Origin of the sequence: Bacillus sp. FSL R5-0709 (genome assembly GCF_038004785.1) — a bacterium.
GTDB classification, from domain to species: Bacteria; Bacillota; Bacilli; order Bacillales; family Bacillaceae_G; genus Bacillus_A; species Bacillus_A mycoides.
Map to the genome: position 1 here is coordinate 1,883,341 of NZ_JBBORT010000001.1, position 25,612 is coordinate 1,908,952.

The following is a 25,612-nucleotide window of genomic DNA, read 5'->3' on the forward strand; positions in this document are numbered from 1 at the left end:
CCATAAAATATGTGAGGTGATATAATGGAAAGGCTCGTTTGGAAACCTAATATGTCTTCATCTATTCCTTTGTATAAACAAATAGAATCTTATATAAAAGAGAGAATTGTTAATGGGGAATGGACAATTGGAACTAAATTACCTTCACAAAGAGCTTTGGCGCATGCGTTTGAAGTGAACCGAAGTACAATTGTAATGGCTTTCGATGAGTTAATAGCAAAAGGGTATATTGAGGGGAATGGACGGAAGGGAACAATTGTTATAAAAAATAGTGAGAATACTTCAACATATGCCCCGCCTCCAAACTGGCAGTCTTACGTAGAAACAGGACTTCATTATCCGAATCTTCCTGCTGTACAAGAGATTAATCAAGCTGAATTTACTCCCAATGTAATTCGATTAGGAACAGGTGAACTTTCACCGAGTCTCTTGCCTGAGAAAAAGATGAAGGGTATTATTAATAAAATTTTACAATCAAATGTTCCACTTGGGTATGAGGAACCGAAAGGGAATCTCCATTTAAGAGAAAAAATTGCGGAATATTTAAAAGGGCATGGGGTATATGTATCTCCTGACTCTATTTTAATTGTTTCAGGGGCAATCCAAGCATTGCAGCTTATTTCTATGGGGCTTCTTCCGAAAGGAGCGTCAATTTTATTAGAAAAACCATCATATTTATATTCGCTTAATGTATTTCAATCAGCAGGAATGCGCTTGATTGGAATACCAATGAATGAGAATGGTATAAATACTTCATACATTACAAGATATAAGAAACAATTTAACGCATCTATTTTATATACAATCCCATCTTTTCATAATCCGACCAATTTTAGTATGAACGCTAAGAAGAGGGAAGAAGTGATGGAGATATGTAATGAAATTGGATTACCTATTATTGAGGACGCGGTATATCAAGATTTATGGTTCGATGCACCAGTTTCAAAACCTTTAAAGGCATATGATAAAAATGGGATCGTGCTACATATTGGAAGTATGTCCAAAGTCATTAGTCCTGGTTTAAGAATTGGGTGGGTTGTTGGATCAGAATCCGTTATTCAAAGATTAGCAGATATAAAAATGCAAACTGATTATGGTTCAAGTTCTATATCCCAGCAGATTGCAGCGGAGTGGTTCGAAAATGGATTGTATGATGAACATTTACAGTTTGTAAGAAGTGAATTGAAAAAACGTAGAGATTTTATGATAAGTATGTTAGAAAAGTATTGTAGTGGCATTGCAACTTGGCATGAGCCAGTAGGAAGCTTTTACATTTGGCTACATATAAATCTACCAATCTCGAATCGTAGTTTATTTGACAAAGCTTTACAAGAAAAGATTTTATTAAACCCAGGCACTTTGTATGATAGAAGTGCTAACCAATTTTTACGTCTTTCTTATTCCTATGCAACTGTAGAAGAAATTGAAGTTGGAATAAAAAAGATCGCGCAATTAATTAAAGGGTAAAAGGAGAAAAACATGAAACAATATGTGATTTGCCAAATGATTGATGGAGATAAGTATTTAGCTGCTTATGCGGAAACAAAACAGGATGCAATTGAAAAAGCAGAACTGTTAGGATTAAGAACCGGAAACCGTTACATAGTAATTACCGCGGAAGAAGCTGAAGGGTTAACTTATCCTTAAGTAATGTGTGTGGTACGTAGGAGATAAATAAGCCTAGTAATATATGAAATTACTAGGCTTATTTACTATTAAAGCGTCAAGTCTTCTCGTATGAAAATAAAAGTATTATGAGTCAAGTTGACGGAAAAATCGATTGGTTTTGCGATCTTGATTTCCATTTCTATATTCATCAACATATTGTCTGAAGTTCCAAGATTGTAAAAATTTATTTGCGGAGTTATAACCAGAATTGTACAGCCATTCTTTTTCTTCTTTCGTTAACTCAAAATTTGTACTTGTAATCGTCCCTGTTGGAATTGTAATAGTTCTAGCCTTTGATTCTTTATCTAAATGACGTAAATCATGAGCTTGCATCATCGTTTTAAATAGTCCTTTGAACATGGAAATAGGTTCGTCATAGTGGGCGGGATCAGCTTGAATCTCATCTTTTATAAAATGAAATCCAAAGGTAGGCCAGCGAGGAGAAGTCGGTGAATCAAAAATCCAAATTGGGTAATTACTTAAAATCCCGCCATCAACCATATAACAAGGCTGCTTCCATTTTGGTGTTCTCCATTTTACTGGCTCAAAGAAGAAGGGGATTGTACTACTCATTCTTACAGCTTTAGCAATAGAGAAGCGATAATTTAAAAATCCATAGTTCGGTAAATCATCGGGGAAGACAACCATTTTACCGTTGCTTATATCAGAAGCTATAATTTTGAGTTTGTTTAAATCAGGTAGATCTGTAAATAAGTGAACGCCCTTTTTTCGCAGTAATTCTTCAAGCCATTCTTCTATAAATACATTGGAATAAATACCTAGAGTAGACCATGCACTTATTCCTTTACCGATAAACGGGATTCTATCAAGAAAAGTTTTCTTCATAAATTTATTATAATCAATGTCGGTTATTATTGTTTTTAATTCGGAACAAGAATATCCAGCTGCTAAAAGCGCTGCGATAATTGAACCAGCTGATGTTCCAGCTACGCGCTCCCATTCATATCCTTTTTCGGCTAACGCGCAAATTGCCCCCACATGCGCAATTCCGCGTACACCGCCTCCTTCAAAAACACCATCAATTTTCATTGAACATACTTCCTTTCTAAAAAATGAAAATGGAAAAAAGCACGTATTGTACGTGCTTTTTTACAATAGTTTTTAAGTTTACTAGCAGCCTACAAAGCCGCCCCAACAGCTAGCTCCGATGATGATTAGAAGGATAAATAAAACGATTAATAAAGCGAAACCTCCATAACCACAACCGCCACCACAACTACCGCCGTAACCGTAACCACCGCCGTAACCGCCGCCGTAACCGCCGCAACTATATCCGTAACCCATGTGGAATTCCTCCTTAAATTAAAAATAAAAATGAACGAGGGGAAAATATACTGGAAGAAATAAAGAACTATCGTGTTTGTAGGAACAATGTATACTATGCTTTTTTAAACTTGTTCGCGTACGAGGGATAAGCCCGTTTTTTGGAGGGCTTGTTGAATTTACAATGAATGAAGTATAATCTTTGTGCTATGATACAAATAAGTATGTAAATGTAAGGAGAATTTATGGAACAGAAAATTGAAATATTAATTGATAAATATGAACTAACACATTTGAAACAGGAACTTATTAATACTGTATTTCCTTGTGTAAAAGTTGTGCCAAAACAACAGGAAATAATTGCGATAGGCAGTTCGAAAATGGGCGGAGTTCCTGATTTGCCAAATACATTTGAATATCCAACATACAAAGAGAATCCGTTATGTTTTATCGCACAATTTAATTTAAGTGATTTACAAAACGTTGGTATGGATCACAATCTTCCTAAGACAGGGATGTTATATTTCTTTAGTATTGAAAATTACTTTGAAGAAGATGTAAATCCAAACGAAGCTGGACGTGTACTTTATTATGATATCCCTGTAGAGCAATTACGTAGAGCAGATGAAATACAAGCGAAATATAACCAGTGTGCAATTACTTTTGAACTGACGTATAAATTACCGGAGCTTTTCATTGAAGATGAGGCGGATTCAGATCGTTTCTTGCAATTACTTGAAGAGCTAATCCCAGACAACTATGATAATCATCAAATGTTTGGAGAACCATTCTCTGTACAAGAGGAAGTATTATATGAGACAGGAGAATATATGGGGATAGAGCCACAGCAAATGACGCTTTTATTCCAAATTGATTCAGATCATAAAAATTGTAATATGGTTTGGGGAGAATTAGGAATGCTATATTTCTGTATTAGTAATGAAGATTTGAAAAATCGACGTTTTGAAAATACATGTTGTGTGTTACAAACTTGTTAATGAAGAAGGTTGTTCTTGTAAAAAGAACAACCTTTTTACAATGTTAAATATGCATAATCTCATATGACCTATTTTGAAAAGTATTGTATACTCTGAAACTATACGATACTTTTTTGTATAGTTATAGAATGTAAGGAGTGACAAGATGGGAAAGACAAGTAAGTATGTGACAGCTGCCGCACTTTGTTCAACTATAGTAATGGGAGGCTTACAAGCGTCATCTGTATCTTATGCGGCTACGAATCCGACTACAGTGACAACACAATCAGATGCAAAGTTGTTAAATGATTTCAGAAAAGAATTAAAAAAACAGATTGATAATCGTGAAGAAAATATTACAATCGCATATAAAACAAAAGATAGAGATGCTAGAAAGATTATGGACCAATTGTACGGCGAGTTTAATAAAATCGTAGATGCTGATGAGTATGTAAAATATAATGTAGCATCTACTAGGTATTCTATAAAAGGTATGCCAGGGAATTATACGTTTACATTACAAGTGGAGTATCGTGAATCAAAAGAGCAAACACAGTATGTAAAGTCTCAGGCGAAAGCAATTGTAAATTCTATCATTAAACAAGGCATGGATGAACATGAAAAAGTGAAAGCTATTCATGATTATGTTGTGAAAGAAGTATCATATGATACTTCTTATCAAGCATATACAGCGTATGAAGCGTTAGCGAATCGTTCTGCCGTTTGCCAAGGATATACATTGTTAACATATCAATTACTAAAAGAAGCAGGTATTCAAAATCATATTGTAACAGGTACAGGGAATGGACAAGCTCACGCATGGAATTTAGTGAACATTGATAACAAGTGGTACCACCTTGATACTACATTCGATGATCCAGTTCCTGATAAAGCTGGGCGCGTAACATATTCATATTTTAATATGTCTGATGAACAATTAAGCAAAGACCATCAATGGGATCGTAGTGAATATCCAGCGGCAACTACAAGCTACTTCAACGAATTAACAAGCAAAATAAAAGCCGGTAGTTCAAAAACTGCTGTATATGAACAAATGTTAAAAGAAACAAATTTAAAGTATTTATCTGCACAATACGGAGCGGAAAATTACAATGAGTTTAAGAAAAAATTACAGCAACAATTTGCTTCCAAGCCAGAAAAAGTAGAAGTACGATATAAGCAGTCAATGGATGGAACGATGCAAGATATAAAGAAAGTACTAGATGAAATAGCTTGGCCAAAAGGTGCAAAGCGTGTATCTTATCAAGTTGCGCCATATAGTGCAATGGCAGGTTATTCATTAGCGACAATTACATTTACGTATTAATGAAAAAGAGCATCTTTAAAAGGTGCTCTTTTTGTGTTTGATTTATAATATCGTTGACTATTTAGAATTGCGTGATAAAATAATTGGAAATAGAGGATGTGATAGCTGAATGAATTTGTTCGAAAATAATATATTTGCATTGATATATTTTTGTCTAGTAATCGGGCTTATCGTTTTGTTTTTTGTATCATTTACTCTGTTCATTAAAAGATTATTGCAAAAAAACAACATGTGATTAATATGAATCAGAAGTTAGATCGGATTATTGAATTGCTTGAAAAAGATAAAAAAGAATAATGGAAGATGGATAAAAAGGAGAAGCAGATGGCGAATTATATAAAGGAATTACGTGAAAAAATAGGGCATGATTATGTTATTTTGAATTTTGCAGGAGGTTGTGTATTTAATGAATTTGGTGAAGTGCTTCTGCAAAAAAGAGGAGACTTTAATGCTTGGGGATTTCCAGGCGGTGCAATGGAGATCGGGGAATCTGCGGCAGAAACTGCGATTCGAGAAATAAAAGAAGAAACAGGATATGATGTGGAAATTGATGAGCTCATTGGTGTGTATACGAAATATTTTCAAGCATATCCGAATGGAGATCAGGCACAGGCAATTGTAATATTCTTTAAGTTTTCAATCGTTGGAGGGAATACAAAAATAGACGGTGATGAAACGTTAGATTTGCAGTTTTTCCCTTTAGACAAAATGCCGCCATTGTTTAATAAACAACATGAAGATTGCTTGCAGGATTTATTAGAGAAAAGAGTAGGGGTATATCGTTAACGTATAAAAAAGAAGCTAAATGAGATTAGCTTCTTTTTTATGTTCTATTTCCACCAATCATCAAACATTGACGCTGGTACTTGTCTTTTATGTTCACTCACTTTGTAACGCTTCTCGATCTTTTCAGCAACGTCAGCTGGAACGGATTTACCTTCTAAATAGTCATCTAATTGATCGTAAGTAATACCTAGCTCTGTTTCATCAGCTTGACCTGGTTTTTCATCTAATAAATCAGCTGTTGGCATTTTTAAGTAAAGTCGCTCGTCTGCACCTAATTCTTGTAATAAATCACGTCCTTGGCGTTTCGTTAATCCCGTTAATGGTAATAAATCTGCACCGCCATCTCCGAATTTTGTGAAGAAACCTGTTACAGCTTCAGCAGCATGATCAGTTCCGATAACGAGTAGCCCTTGTTGTCCGCCGATTGCGTATTGTGTAACCATGCGAATGCGTGCTTTTACGTTTCCTTTATTGAAATCTGTTAATGATTCACCTAATAAGTTTTCGTATTGATTTGAGAAGGAATCAACAGTTGAAGCGATATCAAAAGCAACAGACTGATCAGCTTGAATAAATTGTAATGCTAATTGTGCATCATCTTCATCTTTTTGTACTTTGTATGGAAGACGTACGGAGATAAACGTTGCGTTACCACCTTCATTACGAACTTCTTCGACTGCAAGCTGTGCTAAACGTCCTGCCAGTGTAGAGTCTTGTCCGCCGCTAATTCCAAGTACAAATCCTTTTGCACCTGTAGTTTTTAAATAAGCTTTTAAGAAATCAATTCGTTTACGAATTTCTACTTTCGGATCAATTACAGGCTGAACATGTAATGCTTTCATAATTTGTTCTTGTAATGTCATTATGTTTTCCTCCTATTCATATTAAAGCGGTAAATAAGTTTATATGTATATTGGTACATACTTCTATCCTTTATTATTTCGCAAAACTAACGAATATACAATAGGATGCGTGTATGAATATGAATGTAGTCATTATAATGAAACTGTTTTATATAAGCAATTGTTTAAAACCTTTCAATAATGTAAGGTTTTTGTCATTTGAATCGATGGAAGGTATTTCCGAACTTTACTAATATAAAAGTATAGTTAGTAGAAGGGCGGAGAAGTAGTATGAACATTAGAGAACTCGCATTTCGAAATGTAACGCGAAATAGACGAACATACTCAGCTTATTTTTTGAGTAGTGCATTTGCAATTATGGCCTTTTTTGTGTATTCATTTTTTGCGTTTCATCCGGCATTAAGTGCTGGAGAATTAGGACAGTACGTATTCGTAAGTATGTCTTTTGCGCAGTCTATTATTTACTTATTTACATTCTTCTTTATTTTATATTCAATGGGAATGTTTTTAAAAACGAGAAAGCGTGAACTAGGAATTTTAATGATGTTAGGTATGACGAAATATCAATTAAAGCGTCTTATCTTCTTTGAAAATATAATGATTGGAATAGGGGCAATAATTTTTGGGATTCTTTCAGGTATGTTGTTTTCAGGAATATTAATATTTGTAGCTCCGATGATATTAAAACTAGATATCTCTTTATCCTATTACATACCGATGAAAGCGATTGTTGTAACGAGTATTATGTTTTTCGTATTATTTATGATCATTTCATTGTTTAGTGCAGGAATGGTTCGTAAAAATAAAATTATGAAATTGTTTAGAGGATCAGCAGAGGCGAAGCCAGAACCGAAGGCATCTATAATTTCTTCTATATTAGCAGTAGTATTGCTTAGTGCTGGTTATGCAGGAGCTCTTATGTCACATGGTGCAATGGTATTTATAATGATGATTCCTGTTACAACGGTAGTCATTATTGGTACGTATTTGCTGTACAAGCAGTTGAGCGTCTTTATTATTAGACTATGTAAAAAAAGTAAACGTTTCTATTGGACACAGACAAATATTATTACTTTGTCAGATTTAGCATACCGTATGAGAGATAACGCAAGAATGTTCTTTATTGTAACGATTATTTCAACAGTAGCATTTTCAGCAATAGGTACATTGGTTGGGTTTGCTTCGATGACGAAAGAAATTATGGACAGACCAATTGCGTTTCACTATCAGTCTAAGCAAGGTAATAGCAATGAGCCACAGCATCTGAAAATCATTGACGAAGGATTAAAGAAACATAATATAGCAGCTTCAAAAATAAATATTTCATCGAAGAAAACGGAGGAGCAGTCGTTAAGAAGCGCCATTTTTATAAAAGAATCAGATTATAAAGAATATGCAAAGTTAACAGGAGAACCATTTAATACTGTATCAAATAAAGAGGCTTTATTTTTGTCAGTCGAAATACCCGGACCACCGATGAAAGAAAGAAAAGAAATTACTTTACCAAATATGAATGAACCTTTAAATGTGAAAAAAGTTAATACTTCTTCATTAAGTAAAATACTAAGAGGTAATGTGTATGTAATCTCTAAAAATCAATATGATTCATTACAAGATGGATTTAAAGAAGAAAAAGATTATATGTATAAAACACAATCCGCTAAAGATGAAATTGAGGTTGGTAAAGAGCTTACGAATCAGATTAAGCCTTATCAAGAACATTCAACGTTTAGTGCAGAAGAGTACGATCAAAATCAAAGTCTACAAATCGCAGGACCCATTTTATTTGTAGGTTTCTTTATTGGTATTGTATTTTTCGTTTGTGCAGGAAGCTTCCTTTACTTCCGTTTATTTTCAGATTTGGAGGACGATACTCGTTTATTTGAAATGATTCGAAAAGTTGGATTGACGAGAGGGGAATTATCGAAAGTAGTCACAATCCGCTTAGCGCTTTTATTCTTCGTTCCAGTTGGAGTTGCAACATTACACGGGGCAGTAGCATTAACTGCGTTAGGACAAATGTTTGAGTACTCACTGTTTAAAGAAAATACAATTGTATTAAGTATTTTCGTAGGTATTCAAGTTGTATACTTCTTAATTATACGATCGCGTTATTTAAAACAATTGAAAGAAAGATTGAATATTCGTTAAATGTGTTTTTTTAACTTTTGTACTATATTTTCTAAAAAGAGTAAGGCATTACCAAATATATAGTGATAAAATGAAAATAGCGAGGTGAAAAAAATAATAGAGAGTAAGGGGGGAGTAACATGAAAGCAACAGGAATTATTCGAAAAGTAGATGAATTGGGACGTATAGTTATTCCTAAAGAATTACGGGATGTATTAGGAATACAAATCAAATCACCACTTGAAATTTTTGTAGAAGAAGACAAAGTCATTTTACAAAAATATCAACCATACAATGCTTGTCAAATAACAGGTGATGTTTCAGATCAAAATATTTCATTAGCAAATGGAAACATTACTGTTAGTATAGAAGGCGCAAAACATGTAATAAAAGAAATTGAGCAGTTTTTGAACAAGAGTAAGATTTAGTCTTAATTTATCCCGCTATTTGTGGGCAGTAAAACTCCCACCTCAAAACTCGGCTGAAGCAAAGAAGTTAGGTGGGAGATCAATTGCCCGTAAACGCCCGATTGGTGAGGGCTAATAATCAGTGGGGGATGAACACCACCCACTGATTATAGTTTCACTTTATATTATTCTATTGAAAAACTGAAAAAGAAAAGGACCATTAATGGTCCTTTTCTTTTGTTTATTGAGAAACATTTGAGAGGAAGGGAAATGGAACGAATAAAACGAATGTTAAATCTAAACGCATTCAATAGTGGTCTGAAATGAAAATAATATATTTTCAGGAGGGATTACGATGAATAGTAGTACAGCGAATAAACAAAAAGGCATTAAATTAATTCCGTTTACTGTAAATAAAGTGGTTGAACAAGTAAATGAAATTCCACCAGGTGTACAATTGATTCATGCTCCGCAAGTATGGGAAAAGAGCGCGAAAGGAAAAGACATTGTCGTTGCTGTTTTAGATACAGGTTGTGATGTAAATCATGTTGATTTAAAAGATCGTATTATTGGTGGGAGAAATTTCACAAAAGATTATGAAGGAAATCCCAATATTTATCTTGATAATAATGGGCATGGTACTCATGTAGCGGGGACAATTGCAGCGACTGAAAATGGAGTGGGTGTACTAGGAGTCGCACCACTTTCTAAAATGTTAGTTTTAAAAGTATTAGCTGGAGATGGTTCTGGAAGTTATGAGCAAATTATTGAGGCCATTCATTATGCTGTAAATTGGAGAGGACCGAATAAAGAGAAAGTGAGAATTATTTCAATGTCACTTGGTGGTCCGCAAGATGTACCAGAGTTACATGAAGCTATTCAAAATGCGGTAAAACAAGACGTACTTGTCGTGTGCGCTGCAGGAAATGATGGAGATTGTAACGATGATACTGAAGAATTAGATTTTCCAGGTGCTTATTCTGAAGTAATTGAAGTAGGTGCTGTTAATTTAGAGCGGAAAATTTCATGCTTTAGTAATTCAAATCAAGAAATTGATTTAGTAGCGCCGGGTGATGAAATACTGTCTACGTATCCAGAGGGGAAATATGCGGTATTAAGTGGCACTTCAATGGCGACGCCGCATGTCGCTGGGGCGCTAGCACTTCTCATAAAGCAGTGTGAGAGAGAGTATGGTAGAAAATTATCAGAGCCGGAAATATATGCGCAACTTATAAAAAGGACTGTACCTTTAGGGTATGAACGTACATCTGAAGGGAATGGATTAATAGATTTATTAAAAGAATAGTAATTACTAAAAAACATCTCATATTTATATGAGATGTTTTTTAGTATGGTTCTGTCGCGTTTAATACGACATTTAATAATCCAAGGGTCTTCTTCACGAAATGTTTTGACACAGATACTTCTATTCTTTCTGAAGTAGAAGCTATGCATAGGATTAAAAAAGAAGAGATTGATTTACCGGACTAGTCTGTCCCAAATTAGAAAGAATTCATCCATCAATTATTACGTATACGTTGTTCAGTAGCGATATCAAAAAAGTGCGCTTTAGTTAAACTAAAAGCTAATGGAAGTTTATCGGTAGCTTTAATTTCGGAACGAGCGTTGATTCGCGCAACAAAGTTTTGACTCGAAAGTTTTCCATGAATCATAGTTTCAGCACCTAATAATTCAGCAACTTCTACTGTAATTTCGACGGTTGATTCAGGAGAAGATTGAAGGACGATTGGTTCATCATGAATGTCTTCGGGACGAATGCCGAGTATGATTTTTTGTCCATTATACCCTTTATTCTTTAATGTTTTTAGTTGACCATCTGGTACTTTGAATCGAATATTTTCTATATGAAAATAGCTATCTTGTAATGTCCCGGTAAAGAAATTCATTGCTGGAGAACCAATGAATCCGCCAACAAAAATATTTTCAGGAGTATCATATACTTCTTTTGGAGTACCCACTTGCTGTATGAGCCCATCCTTCATAACAACAAGGCGTGATGCCATTGTCATTGCTTCTGTTTGATCGTGTGTCACATATATAGTGGTCGTATTTAAACGACGATGAAGTTTAGAGATTTCTGAACGCATACTTACACGTAATTTTGCGTCTAAATTGGATAGGGGCTCGTCCATTAAAAATACTTTTGCGTCACGGACGATAGCTCTTCCTAGTGCAACCCGTTGGCGTTGTCCACCTGATAATGCCTTTGGTTTTCGTTCTAAGTAATCTTCAAGCCCTAAGGTTTTCGCCGCCTCTGTTACTCGGCGATTAATTTCATCTTTTGGAAGTTTGCGTAGTTTCAAGCCAAACGCGATATTATCATAAACAGACATATGTGGGTATAGTGCGTAATTTTGAAATACCATCGCAATGTTGCGATCTTTTGGAGCGACATCATTCATACGCTCTCCATCAATATAAAATGAACCATTTGAAATGTCTTCTAGACCCGCAATCATACGTAGAGTTGTTGATTTTCCACATCCAGAAGGACCGACAAATACGATAAACTCTTTATCTTCAATATGTAAATTAAAATCAGAAACAGCAGTCGTTTTATTATCATAAACTTTAAAAATATGATCTAATACAAGTTCTGTCATGATTACTCACTCCTTTTCGTTAATTGATTGAATTATAAGTTTATTTCAGGCGTAGGTAAATTGGCAGAGTGCACAAAAGAATGATAGGTTTTTATGCAAGTTTACAAATTTACGATACGAGAAAGCATCTGTAGGACTTAAGTCCACCTTTAGGTACGGAATGAAAATATCACTTTTGCGTAGAAAAATATGTTAAAAGGGCTTCAAAGTCATGCAAAAGACGCTAAAATAATGATGTTCTCAGAAAAATGAATGTTGTATGAGGTTGCATGGATCAATTTCATTTCGTGCGTAAAACAATATATATCGTCAAGTACAAGAACCTAAAACATAATGAAAATCCAACAATCTATAAGGTAATAGTATCGTAGCTTATGAACCTATATGGCCTTTCATGGGGGTGTCAAGAGATATCTAGAGAAAGAAAGGCCATATAAACTGCTACTGCACCTTCAAAAGTTTTTATATTAATTCCCGTTTTTTCAATGAATTTATCAATTCGATACTGCAGAGTATTACGATGTAAATATAATTGTTTAGCTGCAAGAGATACATTTAAGTTGCATTGGAAGAATGCTTTAACACTGTCTATTAGTTCTTTGTCATTTGAAATGTGTTCCAATAATTGATTCGTGTACTTTTTTCTTTCTTCTTTTGGTAATGAGATCATTAATTGATAAGGGAGCAGTTGTTCAATGTGTGTAATCTTTTGAGATAAATAGGGAGAAAGAACAGAGAATAATTTTCGCTCCCATTGATACAGACGAGCAATTTCAGTTGTTTGCGTATAGTGTCTTCCAATAAAGAAGGATAGAGATATAAAAAAATCTGTTTCTAGTGTATCCAAGGCGGTTTGCAATACAGATTCCGGTATATTTTCTTCTAAGATGAGGACACCTGCTTGCGAAGTTTCCCAAATTACTGTAGTGGCAAAAGAAAACATAGATTGTAAAGCGTCTTGAAATTCTTCTCTCTCTACTATAGGTTGTGTTGTGAAGAAGTGTAAAAAACGAACCGACATTATAGGAAGGTTATTATTTTTGTATAATGCTTCATGCCACAATTTTTCTTTTTCTGTTTCATAAAATGTATCAGTATGAATGGGCGTTAAGATGGATGAAAGCAATAGATGTTCCCTTTGATGTAATCGAATTTTTCGAATTCCGACTTTGTTGCCTTCAACTAAAAACCAGCTATAATCCTCAGACAACACGGCTTCATTAATTTTTATATCTTTCCCATAATATGTTTTTAATTGTTGAATCATAGGAACACTCCTCTTTCTAAAATAATAGTAAAAATATATCTAAGAATTATAGATTCATTGCAATTATCCTTAAGTTTTTGCACCAGAATCTGGTTTGTTTTTGCTAGAGTTTATAGCGTTTCTGTATTGTGAAGGAGATAGATTCGTTTCTCGTTTAAATGATTGTGCAAAGAATGATTGGGAAGAAAAACCGGTAATGGTTGAAATGTTGGAAATCGAATAGTTGGTAGTTTCCAATAATATTTTACTTTCTCTAATACGAGTTTGAATTAAGTATTCAATAGGCGAAACACCGACAAATTTCCTGAAGGAATGGGATAGATAATATTTATTAATATGACTGATTCTTGCTAAGGTATCCAGGCTGATATTTTCTTGAAAATGCTGCTTAATATAGTTTTTAATCAATTCAATATCTTTATTGATTTTTTGAGTAGATGTTTTCTCCACATTGAAAGCTTTTTTTCTCATCATCTTAAGTAACAAAATTTCTAGAATATTCTGTATAATTGAATCGTAATCTTCCTGATGGTTTTCCACTTCCTCAACTAATTGCTGAAGGTAGAAGAGGCAGTTCTTTTGATCCTGTTTATAATTGTGAATAGTGACTTGACCAGGATTTTCTGTAGATGAAAAGGAAAGACCTTGAATACCAAGTGCGATGTATTCAAGTGGATGATTGGTATCAGACTTTTCCGTGTGCTCGACATTTGGATTGATGATAATCAAATTGTGCTCTTGGACGGGGATTTCTTCTTTGTAAAAGATAAAAGTTCCTTTGCCCTTGGTAATATACAATAGCTCTGTAAAGTGATGCGCATGAATGGTGCTATGCCAATCTTTATCGTATTTTGATTTTGTTATATAAAGAAGTTTTACTGAAAGATGGTTTCGTTGAAATTGTGGAATCTCATACACTTCATTGGACAAATGAATCTCTCCTTCGTAGACTTTTTATCTATATTATAAAGATTTTAGTGGGATATTCAGTAAAAAGCAAGATACCTAAAAAAATGAACAAGATGTTTATTGTGAAAGCGTTGTCTATTTTGTATTCTTTAATTATGAAAGGAAGATTAGGAGATGGGGGTAAATAAAGATGAAAAAAAAGTTATTGTTGTCTGGAATGACAGCTTTGTTATCTTTTAGTTTAATAGCTTGCCAAGGTAATACTACAAAAGTTGATAACTCTAAGGATGGTAAAGGCTCCAGTGAAAAACAAACCCTTCATGTGGCAACACTTGAATCGGCTTATGGTAAAGAGATGTGGAGCAAAGTGATTGACGCATATGAAGCTGCTAATCCAAAAGTTGATGTTAAATTGACAGTGGACAAAAATCTTGAGGATGTCATAGGTTCAAATATGAAAGCAGGAAAGTATCCGGATGTTGTGTTGTTGGCAACCGGGAGAAAACAGGCACTAACAGAAACATTGATTAAAGATAAAGCTTTAGAAGACATTACCGATGTTTTTGATAAGAATGTTTATGGTGAAGATGTTAAAGTCAAAGATAAGTTAGTACCAGGGCTTACTGGTACACCTGCGACTAATCCTTATAATGACGGTAAAATTTATATGGCACCGATGTTCTATAGTCCAACTGGATTATTCTATAATGCTAGCTTATTCAAGGAAAAAGGTTGGGAAGTACCGAAGACTTGGGATGAGATGTGGGCTTTGGGAGATAAAGCGAAAGCAGAAGGAATTTCTTTATTTACTTATCCTACCACAGGCTACTTTGATACATTCTTCTACTCTTTACTATTAGGGGTGGGTGGACCGGAGTTATTTAATAAAGCTATGAAGTATGGGGATGGTGTTTGGGAAACTTCTGAAGCAACAAAATCTTTTGAAATTGTCGGAAAATTAGGAAAATATACAGAGCCAACTACAGTTGCGAATGCAAATGATAAAGACTATAAGAAAAATCAACAATTGATTCTTGATAACAAAGCATTGTTTATGCCAAACGGTACATGGGTAGTTGGTGAAATGAAAGAAGCTCCTCGATCTAAAGGGTTTGAATGGGGCATGATGGCTTTACCAACAATTGATGCTAATAGCGACCGTTATGCATTTACTTTCTTTGAACAAATGTGGATTCCTTCGGCAGCTAAAAATAAACAACTTGCTAAAGATTTCATGACGTTTGTTTATTCGGATAAGGCAGCTGAAATTTTTGCTGAATCGAGTGCGATTCAGCCTATCAAAGGCCTTTCTAATAAACTGACAGGTGAAAATAAATCATTCTATAGTATCTATGATAATGGAGTGAAAGTGGGGATAGGTGGATTTGCTGCAACGCAAGCTGTTGAAGGTGTAAGTATGCCAGATACATTATTTAGAACGATTGACAGTGTTATTTCTGGTGATAAAAAGGTGAAAGATTGGCAAAGCTCTGTTGAAAAAGTGAGTGACCAATTACGGTCTGCATTAAAATAAATTAGTTTTCACTACGTACAATGGTGAGTTGATAGTCTCACCATTGTACTTATTAACTGAGGTGATGGCATGAATAAGACAACAGAAAAAAGAATTTTTATTTTTGTTTGTACTGCACCCGCACTAATCCTGTTAGCCATTTTTATGATTGTTCCTACGATTGAGGTATTCAGGATGTCCTTATATAAGTGGGGAGGATTTTCTAATAATAAGGTATTTGTTGGGCTCGATAACTTCAAGATTTTATGGAATGATATGAACTTCTTTCGATCTCTTCAAAACAGTATCGTATTGATTGTTATCGTTACAGTTATTACTATGGTGCTGGCGATCTTGTTTGCCTCTTTGTTAACAAGAGAAAAAATAAAAGGTAAAGGCTTCTTTCGAATTATTTTTTATATCCCTAATATCTTATCCGTTGTAGTTATCGCGGGAATATTTTCTGCAGTTTATGACCCAACTACAGGGTTGTTAAATAATTTACTTGCTTTATTTAACCTTGAAAACCTTCAAAAGATGTGGCTCGGCAATCAAAAAATTGCTATCTACAGCATTGGCGGGGCACTCATTTGGCAAGCAATTGGTTACTATATGGTCATGTATATGGCGGCAATGGCAAGCATTCCCGAAAGTTTTTATGAAGCATCTGCTTTGGAAGGTGCTGGACGGGTCAGACAATTTTTCAGTATTACTTTACCGTTAATTTGGAATAACATGCGGACGACGTTAACTTTCTTCGTTATTAGTACGATTAATTTAAGTTTTCTACTCGTTCAAGCGATGACTGGCGGCGGACCTGACGGATCGACGGAAGTGTTTTTAAGCTACATGTATAAGCAGGCTTATACCAATTCTTCTTACGGTTACGGTATGGCTATTGGGGTGGTCATTTTCCTATTCTCATTCGCATTATCTGCAATTATCAGCGGTGTCACTAAAAGGGAAGTGTTGGAGTATTAAGGAGGTCCAAAAACGATGGAAACACAAAAAAGAATGAATACAGAAACAGCTTATCAAGATCCCAAAACGGTGGAAACCCAAAAAGAAATGATTGTAGAAACAGCTTATCAAGCCCCAAAAACAGTGAAGACCAAAAAAGGAATGACTACAGAAGCAATATATCGCTGTTTTATATATGTTGCACTGATTACGTTAGCAATTTCTATTATTATTCCTGTTGCATGGGTTTTCTTAGCCTCAGTGAAGCAAAATTCAGAATTTTACGGAAGTCCTTGGGCCATGCCGAAAAGTTTCTATTTTCAAAACTTTATCGATGCTTTCCAAAAAGCAAACATGGGTACCTACATGTTGAATTCAGTCATGGTAACTGCGTTGGCTCTGCTTATTTTATTGATTGTTGCCTTACCAGCAGCCTATGTGTTGGCAAGATATACCTTTAGAGGAAGTAAATTAATAAATACTTTTTTTAAAGCTGGATTATTCATCAATGTGAACTACATTGTTGTTCCAATTTTCTTGATGTTATTGGACGGAGATACCTTTTTACGAGGCCAACTGGGTGATGGATTTCTACTAGACAATTTATTTATTTTAGCTGTGGTATATGCGGCGACGGCGTTACCATTTACCATTTACTTGCTGTCTAGTTTTTTTCAATCACTTCCATCTACGTATGAGGAAGCGGCGTTGGTCGATGGTGCCGGATATTTCAAAACAATGATTTCAGTCATGATTCCGATAGCTCGTCCAAGCATTATTGCCGTCATTTTGTTTAATTTTCTTGCCTTTTGGAACGAATACATTATTGCCTTAACGTTAATCCCAGGATCGAATAAAACGTTACCTGTTGGGTTAATGAACTTGATGGCAGCTCAAAAATCTGCTGCGAACTATGGTCAAATGTATGCAGGAATGGTTCTGGTCATGCTGCCAACTTTGATTTTATACATTATTGTTCAAAAAAAATTAACACAAGGAATGTCCCTTGGTGGTTTAAAGGATTAAAGGAGGATTTACATGAAAAAGAAAAAAGGCCGTGTTACTTTACCGAGTGAAGAAAATTTTCTTAAGGAAACAAAAGAATTGATGGAACGATGGGGTGCGGATGCGATTCGCGATAGTGATGGAACGAAACTAGATGATGATATTAAACAATTGGATGCAAAAATTTATACGACTTATTTTGTTGCTCGAGCTCACAATGAGTTCGCAGAGAAGCACATGGATGAATGCCAGCAACTTTATTTAATGAGCTTATTCAATACTTCGCTTACTGACACCCTTGAAATTGATTTTATGAAAGGCTACTTTGAGGAACAATTAAAGCCGGATTACGTTCACAATCCTAAAAAATACTGGGAGGTTATTGACCGGACAACCGGAGAAGTTGTTGACGTTAATGATTGGGAAGTAAATGAAGAGCAAAATCGTGTTTTGATTACGAAGGCGATTCCTTGGCATGAATATACGGTTTCATTCCTAGTCTATGCGATTTGGGATCCAACCCAAATGTACAATCATATTACTAATAATTGGGGAGATAAGCCGCATGATATTCCTTTTGATGTGAGGCAACCACATTCCAATGAATTTATGAAAACCTATTTAAAACAATGGCTGACAGAAAATCCAGATACAGATGTGGTTAGGTTTACAACGTTTTTCTATCATTTTACCCTTGTGTTTAATAATCTTGGCAAAGAGAAATTTGTCGATTGGTTCGGTTATGGTGCTAGTGTTTCAGTTGCTGCTTTGGATACTTTTCAAAAAGAAAAGGGCTATCGCTTAAGGCCAGAGGACATTGTTGATCAAGGCTATTATAATACTGCATTTCGAATTCCAACTCCTGCTTTTTTAGATTATATAGATTTTGTTCATAAGTTCGTTGCTGAAGAAGCAAAGAAACTTGTGGATATTGTCCATGAAAGTGGAAAAGAAGCAATGATGTTCCTTGGTGATAACTGGATAGGTACAGAACCATATGGGAAATACTTTGAAAATATCGGATTGGACGCAGTTGTAGGCAGTGTGGGCGGTGGAGCCACACTACGTATGATTGCAGATATACCACATGTTCGTTACACAGAAGGGCGGTTCCTACCTTATTTCTTCCCAGATACTTTTTACGAAGGGAACAACCCAACGATTGAAGCGAATGAAAACTGGTTAACGGCTCGAAGAGCTTTACTGCGGAACCCTGTTGATCGTATCGGTTATGGCGGTTATTTAAGTCTGGCTTATCAATTCCCAGAATTTATCTCCTATATTGAAAAAGTTACTGAGGAATTTCGTGAAATTCATGACACGATCAAAGGCGTTCAACCATATAGCGGTCTTAAAGTTGCAATTTTGAACTCTTGGGGCAAGTTGAGAACTTGGCAAACACATATGGTTGCTCATGCTCTATGGTATAAACAAATTTATTCTTATTTAGGTGTTTTGGAATCCTTGAGCGGGGCTGCCGTGGAAGTTTCGTTCATTAGTTTTGATGATGTTATTAACGATGGGATACCTGAGGATATTGACGTCATTATTAATGCCGGCGATGTGGGCACAGCTTTTTCAGGCGGGGCTAATTGGATTAATGAAAAGTTAGTCACAACAATTAGGGCCTGGATGTATAATGGCGGAGGTTTCATAGGCATTGGCGAACCTACAGCTTATCAGCATGAAGGACATTATTTTCAATTGGCAAACGTCTTAGGTGTTGACAAAGAACTAGGATTCAGCTTATCAACAGATAAATATTTTATTAATCCTGTTGAAAATCATTTTATTTCTGCTGACAGCACCCAATTTGATTTTGGTGAGGGAATGAAAAACATTTATGCGTTATCAGAGGAAACCGAAATAATCGAATATTCAAATGGAGAAGTTCATCTTTCTAGTCATCAGTTTGGAGAAGGGAGATCCGTCTATATAGCAGGGCTGCCATACAGCGAAGAAAATACACGTCTGCTGATGCGTGCACTATACTATGCTGCCCATAAAGAAGCAGAATTTCACAAGTATCATGCGAGCAACATTTATTGTGAAGTTCATGCATATCCATCTATTCAAAAAATGGCAATTGTTAACAACTCGATGATCGAACAAAAGACAGTTGTATATGACGGACAAGGAAACAGAAAAGAAGTGACGTTGGCACCTAGTGAGATCAGGTGGGAGGATGTTTCAAATGAAGGCTAGCGCTTTATTCATTATTAAAATTGTTGTGTTTATCGTATGTCTGTCTTTGATTATCATCTACCAAAAGACAGCTGGTAAATTCGAACTAGGTATGATGTTGATTGGATTAGCTGGTCTCTTAGGGCTACTTTATGACTACAATCGGAAATACGTATAAATCAACCAGGGCAAGTGGATTGATCAAGGAATCGCATATATATGTTTAACGATAACAATTATAAAACATTACTCAATACTTCAAATACAAACCTAGGGGTGCGGACAAATGAAAAAGGCAGTCGGCATTGATATTGGGGGAACGAAGATTGCAGCGGGAGTCATTTCGGATACAGGCGAACTGCTTGAACGTTCGGAAATAAAAAGTGATCCTTCAGACCGGGAAAAAATGTTTGGTAGAGTTGTAGAAGCTGTGGAACAAGTTCTCAGAAAATCATCGATTTCTATCGCTGATATCGAGGGTATTGGCGTTGGGGTACCGGGAAAAGTGGATTATGAGAAGGGAATTGCCGTTTTTCAAAATAATTTACCTTGGAGACAGTTTCCTATTTCAGTCCGTTTGCAGGAACAATTTGGTATCCAGCGAATCACGATTGACAATGATGTCTATATGGCGGCTTATGCCGAATGGAAAGCAGCGCATGTAAAAAGGAATGAAACCTTTGTCTACGTGACTATAAGTACGGGAATATCTTGTTCTATCATTCATAACGGCTCATTTTTTAGGGGAGCAGGATTTGCTGGAGAACTAGGCTTGATCCCTGTCCTCTCGAAGGGGATCAATGAACGATTAGAAAAAATCGCTGCTGGGCCAGGGATCCAAAGAATAGCCGAAAGGGACTTACAGGTAGATACTATTTCAACAAAGGATGTTTTTGCTGGTTATATAAACGAGGTACCGGAATATCAGTTCATCATCAACGAAGTAACCGACTACTTAACTCAAGGACTTTATACGATTTCCTGCTTATTGGATCCACACAAAATGGTTTTTGGTGGCAGTGTCATTGTGAAAAATCCTTTTCTACTAGAGTTAATTAAAGCGAAACTGAAAATTTATCAGCTTCCTGAACAACAACATCTTTTGGAACAGATGAGTATTAGTACATTGGCACAAAATAATGGAGTTACTGGTGCAGGATTACGAGTGTTTGAAGGTATGTAATGAGGCGGCGCCGATCTTCTTTTATGAAGAGAATGATGGCAAATAGGTAGAGGAGTGGACGAATATGTTTACATTAAGTCAAGAAAACTTAGTTTCGTTAGGTGCATCAATAACAACGGCGGAAGTAAAACAGCAGCCTGATTTATGGGCTGAAACCTTTGCTTTATATGCGGAGAAAATCAGAGGGATTGAAGAGTTTTTACAAAAAATATTAACGAAACACAGCCGGGTTCGAGTTGTTTTTACAGGCGCTGGAACGTCTGCCTATGTCGGGGATACAGTTACCCCTTATCTAAAAGAAAAGGTTGATGAACAACAATGGGAAATGCTAAGCATTCCGACAACTACGTTGGTTTCAAATCCTTACCAATTCTTTAAAAAGGATTTTCCAACCTTACTCGTTTCATTTGCTAGAAGCGGGAATAGCCCGGAAAGTGTTGCTGCCGTACAATTAGCTGAGCAAATAGTAACGGATTTGTATCAGATAACGATTACTTGTGCGAAAGACGGTAAATTAGCCAAACGGGCAGTAGGGAATGAAAAAAATTTATTGCTATTGATGCCTGAAAAATCAAATGACCAAGGATTTGCTATGACAGGAAGTTATACTTGCATGGCGTTAACGGCATTACTTGTTTTTGATTCTATATCGACTGAAGAAAAATCAAAGATAGTGAAAAAAATTCGTCAAATGGGTGAAAGTGTCATTCAAAGAGAAGACGTCATCAAAGAGATAGTAGATTTTGATTTTGACCGAATTATTTACTTAGGTTCTGGTAGTTTAGAAGGCTTAGCGAAAGAATCACAATTAAAAATATTAGAACTGACAGCTGGAAAAATTGTTACCGCATTTGATTCACCACTCGGATTTCGACACGGTCCAAAATCATTTGTAAACGAAAAATCATTAGTTTTCGTGTTTGTTTCTAACCATCCTTATACACGTCAATATGATTTAGATATGTTAAAAGAAATGCAGCAGGACGACATTGCCAGTTATATTTGTGCCATCGAGGTTGATGGAGAAACTAATTATACTGGGAACAGATTTGTATTCGGCAGCGAGGCTCAGTCTGTACCAGATGCTTACTTAGCATTACCTTTTGTCATGATTGGGCAAATAGTCTCACTGTTAGCTTCCGTGAAAGTAGGTAATACACCTGATACACCTTCACCGACAGGAACGGTGAACCGTGTCGTCAAAGGTGTTACCATCTACGAATATTAATAACTAGGGTAGGGGAAAAATGCATGTCTATTTTTATCTTTGCAGATAAGTTCTTTCTTGAGGGGAAGGTTGCAGGGCCTGGATTTTTGGGAATAAAAGATGGAAAATTCGGTGGATTCACAGAAGACAGGCCAGAGGAAGCGGCAGAAGTCATTGAGTATGCAGGGCATTGGATTGCTCCTGGTCTAGTAGACACACATATTCATGGATTTAGAAATCACGACATTATGGACAATGATTTTGAAGGACTGAATCAAATTTCGGTAGGACTCCTTTCTTGCGGAGTTACATCCTTTTTACCGACGACCTTAACTTCCTCAACAGAATCGTTGAATAACGTCGTTGAAATGATTGGTGCCAATTACACGAAAGTGCAAGGCTCAAAAATTAAAGGGATCTTTTTAGAAGGGCCGTTTTTTACTGAAAAACATAAAGGGGCACAAAATACGAAATATTTTTGTGACCCATCGGTTGATATGTTGAAAGCTTGGCAGAAATTATCAAATGATTCTATTAAAAAAATTGCGATTGCACCTGAAAGGAAAGGGGCAGCGGAATTTATTGAATACGCTGTAGGAGAAGGGATTGCAGTGGCGTTGGCTCACAGTGACGCAACTTATGAAGAAGCAAAGCAAGCGGTTGAAAAAGGAGCTTCCATTTTTATTCATACTTTCAATGGAATGAGTTCACTACACCATCGTGAGCCGGGGATGGTCGGTGCGGCCATGAATCTAAAAGATGTTTTTGCCGAAATCATATGTGATGGACATCATGTTCATCCTGTTGTCTCAAATATTTTAATGAATGTCCGCGGCAGAGAAAAGGTTGTTATGGTGTCCGATTGTATGATGGCTGGAGGTATGCCTGAAGGAACTTATCAACTAGGAGAATTTCCTGTGAAAGTAAAAGATGGGATAGCTCGTTTGGAAAGCGGAAGTTTAGCAGGTAGCATTTTGCAATTAAAAGATGCTGTCAAAAATGTCGTTGAGTGGGGAATTGCCACACCTGAGGAAGCGATTTACATGGCGAGTACAGCACCAGCTAAAAGTATTCAGCTCGATGGCGAATGTGGGAAGATTGCCGAGGAATATGCTGCTGACTTTATTGTGATGACGCCATCGATGGATATAACTGCTACCTACCTTGATGGTGTATGCCGTTTTCAAGCTTAAACAATTTTCTGAAAGAGGGATTACCAATGATTTTATCTGTCACCATGAATCCATCGGTCGATATTTCCTATCCGATTCATGAATTAAAGTTAGATGTTGTTAACCGTGTGGAAACGGTTCATAAAACTGCTGGTGGAAAAGGCTTGAATGTTGCGCGAGTGATCGCTCAAATGGAAGAAGTTGTCCTAGCGACAGGTGTGCTTGGTGGTACGATTGGTGAATATATTATTCAAGAATTAAATAAAAGCAATATTCCAAATGACTTTTTGAAAATTAAAAAAGAATCAAGAAATTGTATTGCTATTCTTCATGAAGGGATGCAAACAGAGATTTTAGAATCTGGGCCGACATTATCCAAAGAAGAAGGGACAATTTTTTTAGGGAAATTTGAATGTCTGCTTACAACAGCTTCACTTGTGACAATTTCGGGCAGTTTGCCGAAAGGGTTACCGACTAACTTTTATTATCAAATGTTAGAAATCTGTCATAAAAATGAAATTCCAGTAATTATGGATTCGTCAGGAGAATCTTTGAAACAAGCCATGATGCATAAAGAAAAACCATTTGCCATCAAACCAAATACAGCGGAATTATCTCAGCTGCTGGGCAGTAACATGGAAGCGGGAATCATAGGTCTAAAGCAAGCATTAAACCATGAACTATTTACTGGTATTGAGTGGATTATCGTTTCAATGGGTAGTGAAGGTGCATTTGTTAGGCACGGCGAGGACTATTACAGAGTTACGATTCCAAAAATAAAAGTGGTCAATCCTGTAGGGTCTGGTGATGCGACAGTTGCAGGGTTAGCTGTGGCACTATATCAAAATCAAACCGTCGAGACTGTTCTTAAAACGGCGATGACTACAGGAATGTTAAATACCATGGAAGCTGGAACTGGTTATATTAATGTGAATAAGTTTAAACAATACTTTGATCTCGTTAAAGTTGTAAAAATAGATTGATAGAGGAGAATGTTGATGTTAGAATTAACCAAAAATAAATTGGAAGCTCTAAAACGGCTATCTGCTGAAAATGGCATAATTGGGGCATTGGCTATTGATCAACGCGGTTCATTGAAAAAAATGATTGCGTCTGGTGGTGCAAGTCATGTTGGGGATGAGGGCATTATCCGTTTCAAAGAGTTAGTTTCTGAGGAATTAACACCATTTGCAACAGCGATTCTTTTGGACCCGGAATACGGTCTGCCAGCGGCTAAGGTCCGCGATAAAGAATCGGGCTTAATCGTAGCGTATGAAAAAACTGGATACGATGCGTCAGAAGTAGGCCGGTTGCCGGATTTATTACCGGAATGGTCAGTGAAGCGATTAAAGGAAGCAGGTGCCGATGCTATTAAATTCTTACTCTACTATGATGTCAATGAAGATGAAAAAATTAATAACTATAAACATGTCTATATGGAACGTATCGGATCCGAGTGTGCAGCTGAAGACATACCATTTTTCTTAGAGATTGTTACTTATGATGCTGAAAGTGATGATGTGAAAAGTAAAGCATACGCAAAAATAAAACCGTATAAAGTGATTGAGGCTATGAAGGAGTTCTCGAAACCACAATACAAAGTAGATGTATTAAAAGTAGAAGTTCCAGTAGATATGAACTTTGTGGAAGGATATACAGCAGGTGAATTTGTTTACAGTAAAGAAAAAGCAGCTTCTTATTTCAAAGAACAAAGTGAAGTAACCGAGCTGCCGTTTATTTTCCTGAGTGCAGGAGTAAGCGCAAAATTATTTCAAGAAACATTAAAATTTGCTAAAGACTCTGGTTCTATCTTTAACGGAGTGTTATGTGGTCGGGCAACTTGGAGAGACGGTGTGATACCGTTTGCTTTAGGCGGTGAACAAGCAGGTCGTGATTGGTTAAAAGATATTGGTAAAAGGAATACTGAAGAACTGAATTTCGTGTTGAAAGAGACAGCTAACTCATGGTTTGCTAAAGTGAAAGTAACAGCTGAGCTTCAAAGTTAGTACAATATCTTTTCTTCCATATATCCTTCAATTCATTTATTTTTAAGAAATATTTGCATCAGAATCAATTTTTAAACGGAATGAAGAAAAATGAGCAGACATTTATCTGCTCATTTTTTAGTAAGGCCAGCATGTGTGAA

24 protein-coding genes and 2 pseudogenes are annotated in these 25,612 nt (G+C 36.0%); 20 read left to right on the top strand and 6 right to left on the bottom strand.

Annotated features, from left to right (window positions below; translation table 11 throughout):
• Positions 1–24: 24 nt before the first annotated feature.
• Together MKX37_RS09685 and MKX37_RS09690 are read left to right on the top strand one after the other, a co-directional pair.
• The gene (locus tag MKX37_RS09685; protein WP_002126954.1) at positions 25–1,467 is read left to right on the top strand and encodes an aminotransferase-like domain-containing protein; all 1,443 of its coding nucleotides are present in this window, start codon (positions 25–27) and stop codon (positions 1,465–1,467) included.
• A 12-nt stretch (positions 1,468–1,479) separates the two neighbouring features.
• Positions 1,480–1,647 (top strand): DUF3933 family protein, encoded by a 168-nt coding sequence (locus tag MKX37_RS09690; RefSeq protein WP_000816387.1) that lies wholly within the window; start codon positions 1,480–1,482, stop codon positions 1,645–1,647.
• A 105-nt stretch (positions 1,648–1,752) separates the two neighbouring features.
• On the opposite strand, the gene MKX37_RS09695 is transcribed toward MKX37_RS09690, so the two are convergent.
• Both MKX37_RS09695 and MKX37_RS09700 read right to left on the bottom strand, forming a co-directional pair.
• A complete protein-coding gene (locus MKX37_RS09695) occupies positions 1,753–2,718 on the bottom strand; it encodes a patatin-like phospholipase family protein (protein WP_078422294.1) in 966 nt (321 codons plus the stop codon).
• A gap of 81 nt (positions 2,719–2,799) precedes the next feature.
• Positions 2,800–2,973, bottom strand: a complete 174-nt coding sequence (locus tag MKX37_RS09700) for a YjcZ family sporulation protein (protein ID WP_078206766.1) — start codon at positions 2,971–2,973, stop codon at positions 2,800–2,802.
• Positions 2,974–3,197: 224 nt separating this feature from the next.
• On the opposite strand from MKX37_RS09700, the gene MKX37_RS09705 reads away from it, so the two are divergent.
• The 4 genes and pseudogenes from MKX37_RS09705 to MKX37_RS09720 all read left to right on the top strand — a co-directional run bounded on the left by MKX37_RS09705 (position 3,198) and on the right by MKX37_RS09720 (position 6,042).
• Positions 3,198–3,950, top strand: a complete 753-nt coding sequence (locus MKX37_RS09705) for a YwqG family protein (RefSeq protein ID WP_002012394.1) — start codon at positions 3,198–3,200, stop codon at positions 3,948–3,950.
• A gap of 145 nt (positions 3,951–4,095) precedes the next feature.
• On the top strand, positions 4,096–5,256 hold the full coding sequence (locus MKX37_RS09710) for a transglutaminase domain-containing protein (protein ID WP_002165942.1): 1,161 nt from the start codon (positions 4,096–4,098) through the stop codon (positions 5,254–5,256).
• 109 nt (positions 5,257–5,365) lie between these two features.
• A pseudogene (locus MKX37_RS09715) lies at positions 5,366–5,553 on the top strand (DUF4083 domain-containing protein).
• 27 nt (positions 5,554–5,580) lie between these two features.
• A complete protein-coding gene (locus MKX37_RS09720; RefSeq protein WP_002130989.1) occupies positions 5,581–6,042 on the top strand; it encodes an NUDIX hydrolase in 462 nt (153 codons plus the stop codon).
• Positions 6,043–6,086: 44 nt separating this feature from the next.
• On the opposite strand, the gene nadE is transcribed toward MKX37_RS09720, so the two are convergent.
• Positions 6,087–6,905 carry an ammonia-dependent NAD(+) synthetase gene (nadE, locus tag MKX37_RS09725; protein WP_002012398.1) on the bottom strand — a complete coding sequence of 273 codons (819 nt, stop codon included), beginning with the start codon at positions 6,903–6,905 and terminating at the stop codon, positions 6,087–6,089.
• Between the two features lie 270 nt (positions 6,906–7,175).
• Here nadE and MKX37_RS09730 point away from each other — a divergent pair, with 270 nt between their 5' ends.
• From MKX37_RS09730 to MKX37_RS09745, 4 genes and pseudogenes are all read left to right on the top strand, one after another.
• Positions 7,176–9,056, top strand: coding sequence for an FtsX-like permease family protein (locus MKX37_RS09730; protein WP_002012400.1), 1,881 nt, complete (start codon positions 7,176–7,178; stop codon positions 9,054–9,056).
• Between the two features lie 119 nt (positions 9,057–9,175).
• Positions 9,176–9,463 (top strand): AbrB/MazE/SpoVT family DNA-binding domain-containing protein, encoded by a 288-nt coding sequence (locus tag MKX37_RS09735; RefSeq protein WP_002012401.1) that lies wholly within the window; start codon positions 9,176–9,178, stop codon positions 9,461–9,463.
• Positions 9,464–9,797: 334 nt separating this feature from the next.
• A complete protein-coding gene (locus MKX37_RS09740) occupies positions 9,798–10,748 on the top strand; it encodes a serine protease (RefSeq protein WP_002012402.1) in 951 nt (316 codons plus the stop codon).
• Between the two features lie 98 nt (positions 10,749–10,846).
• Positions 10,847–10,933 (top strand): annotated as a pseudogene (locus tag MKX37_RS09745) (IS6 family transposase); the annotation flags it as partial.
• Between the two features lie 29 nt (positions 10,934–10,962).
• Here the strand turns inward: MKX37_RS09745 and MKX37_RS09750 are convergent.
• The 3 genes from MKX37_RS09750 to MKX37_RS09760 form a co-directional block, all read right to left on the bottom strand.
• Entirely contained in the window at positions 10,963–12,066 is a 1,104-nt protein-coding gene (locus MKX37_RS09750; protein ID WP_078422293.1) for an ABC transporter ATP-binding protein, read from the bottom strand.
• 403 nt (positions 12,067–12,469) lie between these two features.
• The gene (locus MKX37_RS09755) at positions 12,470–13,333 is read right to left on the bottom strand and encodes a PucR family transcriptional regulator (RefSeq protein WP_078422292.1); all 864 of its coding nucleotides are present in this window, start codon (positions 13,331–13,333) and stop codon (positions 12,470–12,472) included.
• Between the two features lie 69 nt (positions 13,334–13,402).
• Entirely contained in the window at positions 13,403–14,263 is an 861-nt protein-coding gene (locus MKX37_RS09760) for an AraC family transcriptional regulator (protein WP_078422291.1), read from the bottom strand.
• A gap of 169 nt (positions 14,264–14,432) precedes the next feature.
• Between MKX37_RS09760 and MKX37_RS09765 the strand changes: the two genes are divergently transcribed.
• The 10 genes from MKX37_RS09765 to lacD all read left to right on the top strand — a co-directional run bounded on the left by MKX37_RS09765 (position 14,433) and on the right by lacD (position 25,472).
• Positions 14,433–15,776, top strand: coding sequence for a carbohydrate ABC transporter substrate-binding protein (locus tag MKX37_RS09765; RefSeq protein ID WP_078422290.1), 1,344 nt, complete (start codon positions 14,433–14,435; stop codon positions 15,774–15,776).
• A 69-nt stretch (positions 15,777–15,845) separates the two neighbouring features.
• On the top strand, positions 15,846–16,736 hold the full coding sequence (locus MKX37_RS09770; RefSeq protein WP_061675429.1) for a carbohydrate ABC transporter permease: 891 nt from the start codon (positions 15,846–15,848) through the stop codon (positions 16,734–16,736).
• A gap of 15 nt (positions 16,737–16,751) precedes the next feature.
• Positions 16,752–17,741: a carbohydrate ABC transporter permease gene (locus tag MKX37_RS09775; RefSeq protein WP_078422289.1), complete on the top strand. Its 990-nt coding sequence runs from the start codon at positions 16,752–16,754 to the stop codon at positions 17,739–17,741.
• 12 nt (positions 17,742–17,753) lie between these two features.
• Positions 17,754–19,925 carry a 1,3-beta-galactosyl-N-acetylhexosamine phosphorylase gene (gene gnpA, locus MKX37_RS09780; protein WP_078422288.1) on the top strand — a complete coding sequence of 724 codons (2,172 nt, stop codon included), beginning with the start codon at positions 17,754–17,756 and terminating at the stop codon, positions 19,923–19,925.
• On the top strand, positions 19,915–20,082 hold the full coding sequence (locus MKX37_RS09785) for a DUF6903 family protein (protein WP_016129204.1): 168 nt from the start codon (positions 19,915–19,917) through the stop codon (positions 20,080–20,082). Before gnpA ends, MKX37_RS09785 begins: the two co-directional genes overlap by 11 nt.
• Positions 20,083–20,190: 108 nt before the next feature.
• A complete protein-coding gene (locus MKX37_RS09790; protein ID WP_078422287.1) occupies positions 20,191–21,087 on the top strand; it encodes an ROK family protein in 897 nt (298 codons plus the stop codon).
• A gap of 64 nt (positions 21,088–21,151) precedes the next feature.
• Positions 21,152–22,315 (top strand): SIS domain-containing protein, encoded by a 1,164-nt coding sequence (locus MKX37_RS09795; protein WP_078422286.1) that lies wholly within the window; start codon positions 21,152–21,154, stop codon positions 22,313–22,315.
• A 23-nt stretch (positions 22,316–22,338) separates the two neighbouring features.
• Positions 22,339–23,487, top strand: a complete 1,149-nt coding sequence (nagA, locus tag MKX37_RS09800; protein ID WP_078422285.1) for an N-acetylglucosamine-6-phosphate deacetylase — start codon at positions 22,339–22,341, stop codon at positions 23,485–23,487.
• A 26-nt stretch (positions 23,488–23,513) separates the two neighbouring features.
• A complete protein-coding gene (gene lacC, locus MKX37_RS09805; RefSeq protein WP_078422284.1) occupies positions 23,514–24,449 on the top strand; it encodes a tagatose-6-phosphate kinase in 936 nt (311 codons plus the stop codon).
• Positions 24,450–24,464: 15 nt separating this feature from the next.
• On the top strand, positions 24,465–25,472 hold the full coding sequence (gene lacD, locus MKX37_RS09810) for a tagatose-bisphosphate aldolase (RefSeq protein ID WP_078422283.1): 1,008 nt from the start codon (positions 24,465–24,467) through the stop codon (positions 25,470–25,472).
• The last annotated feature ends 140 nt before the right edge of the window (positions 25,473–25,612 follow it).

Coding starts and splice junctions, on each gene's coding strand:
- MKX37_RS09685 (WP_002126954.1), top strand. CDS start 25: ATGGAAAGGCTCGTTTGGAAACCTAATATGTCTTCATCTATTCCTTTG.
- MKX37_RS09690 (WP_000816387.1), top strand. CDS start 1,480: ATGAAACAATATGTGATTTGCCAAATGATTGATGGAGATAAGTATTTA.
- MKX37_RS09695 (WP_078422294.1), bottom strand. CDS start 2,718: ATGAAAATTGATGGTGTTTTTGAAGGAGGCGGTGTACGCGGAATTGCG.
- MKX37_RS09700 (WP_078206766.1), bottom strand. CDS start 2,973: ATGGGTTACGGATATAGTTGCGGCGGTTACGGCGGCGGTTACGGCGGT.
- MKX37_RS09705 (WP_002012394.1), top strand. CDS start 3,198: ATGGAACAGAAAATTGAAATATTAATTGATAAATATGAACTAACACAT.
- MKX37_RS09710 (WP_002165942.1), top strand. CDS start 4,096: ATGGGAAAGACAAGTAAGTATGTGACAGCTGCCGCACTTTGTTCAACT.
- MKX37_RS09720 (WP_002130989.1), top strand. CDS start 5,581: ATGGCGAATTATATAAAGGAATTACGTGAAAAAATAGGGCATGATTAT.
- nadE (WP_002012398.1), bottom strand. CDS start 6,905: ATGACATTACAAGAACAAATTATGAAAGCATTACATGTTCAGCCTGTA.
- MKX37_RS09730 (WP_002012400.1), top strand. CDS start 7,176: ATGAACATTAGAGAACTCGCATTTCGAAATGTAACGCGAAATAGACGA.
- MKX37_RS09735 (WP_002012401.1), top strand. CDS start 9,176: ATGAAAGCAACAGGAATTATTCGAAAAGTAGATGAATTGGGACGTATA.
- MKX37_RS09740 (WP_002012402.1), top strand. CDS start 9,798: ATGAATAGTAGTACAGCGAATAAACAAAAAGGCATTAAATTAATTCCG.
- MKX37_RS09750 (WP_078422293.1), bottom strand. CDS start 12,066: ATGACAGAACTTGTATTAGATCATATTTTTAAAGTTTATGATAATAAA.
- MKX37_RS09755 (WP_078422292.1), bottom strand. CDS start 13,333: ATGATTCAACAATTAAAAACATATTATGGGAAAGATATAAAAATTAAT.
- MKX37_RS09765 (WP_078422290.1), top strand. CDS start 14,433: ATGAAAAAAAAGTTATTGTTGTCTGGAATGACAGCTTTGTTATCTTTT.
- MKX37_RS09770 (WP_061675429.1), top strand. CDS start 15,846: ATGAATAAGACAACAGAAAAAAGAATTTTTATTTTTGTTTGTACTGCA.
- MKX37_RS09775 (WP_078422289.1), top strand. CDS start 16,752: ATGGAAACACAAAAAAGAATGAATACAGAAACAGCTTATCAAGATCCC.
- gnpA (WP_078422288.1), top strand. CDS start 17,754: ATGAAAAAGAAAAAAGGCCGTGTTACTTTACCGAGTGAAGAAAATTTT.
- MKX37_RS09785 (WP_016129204.1), top strand. CDS start 19,915: ATGAAGGCTAGCGCTTTATTCATTATTAAAATTGTTGTGTTTATCGTA.
- MKX37_RS09790 (WP_078422287.1), top strand. CDS start 20,191: ATGAAAAAGGCAGTCGGCATTGATATTGGGGGAACGAAGATTGCAGCG.
- MKX37_RS09795 (WP_078422286.1), top strand. CDS start 21,152: ATGTTTACATTAAGTCAAGAAAACTTAGTTTCGTTAGGTGCATCAATA.
- nagA (WP_078422285.1), top strand. CDS start 22,339: ATGTCTATTTTTATCTTTGCAGATAAGTTCTTTCTTGAGGGGAAGGTT.
- lacC (WP_078422284.1), top strand. CDS start 23,514: ATGATTTTATCTGTCACCATGAATCCATCGGTCGATATTTCCTATCCG.
- lacD (WP_078422283.1), top strand. CDS start 24,465: ATGTTAGAATTAACCAAAAATAAATTGGAAGCTCTAAAACGGCTATCT.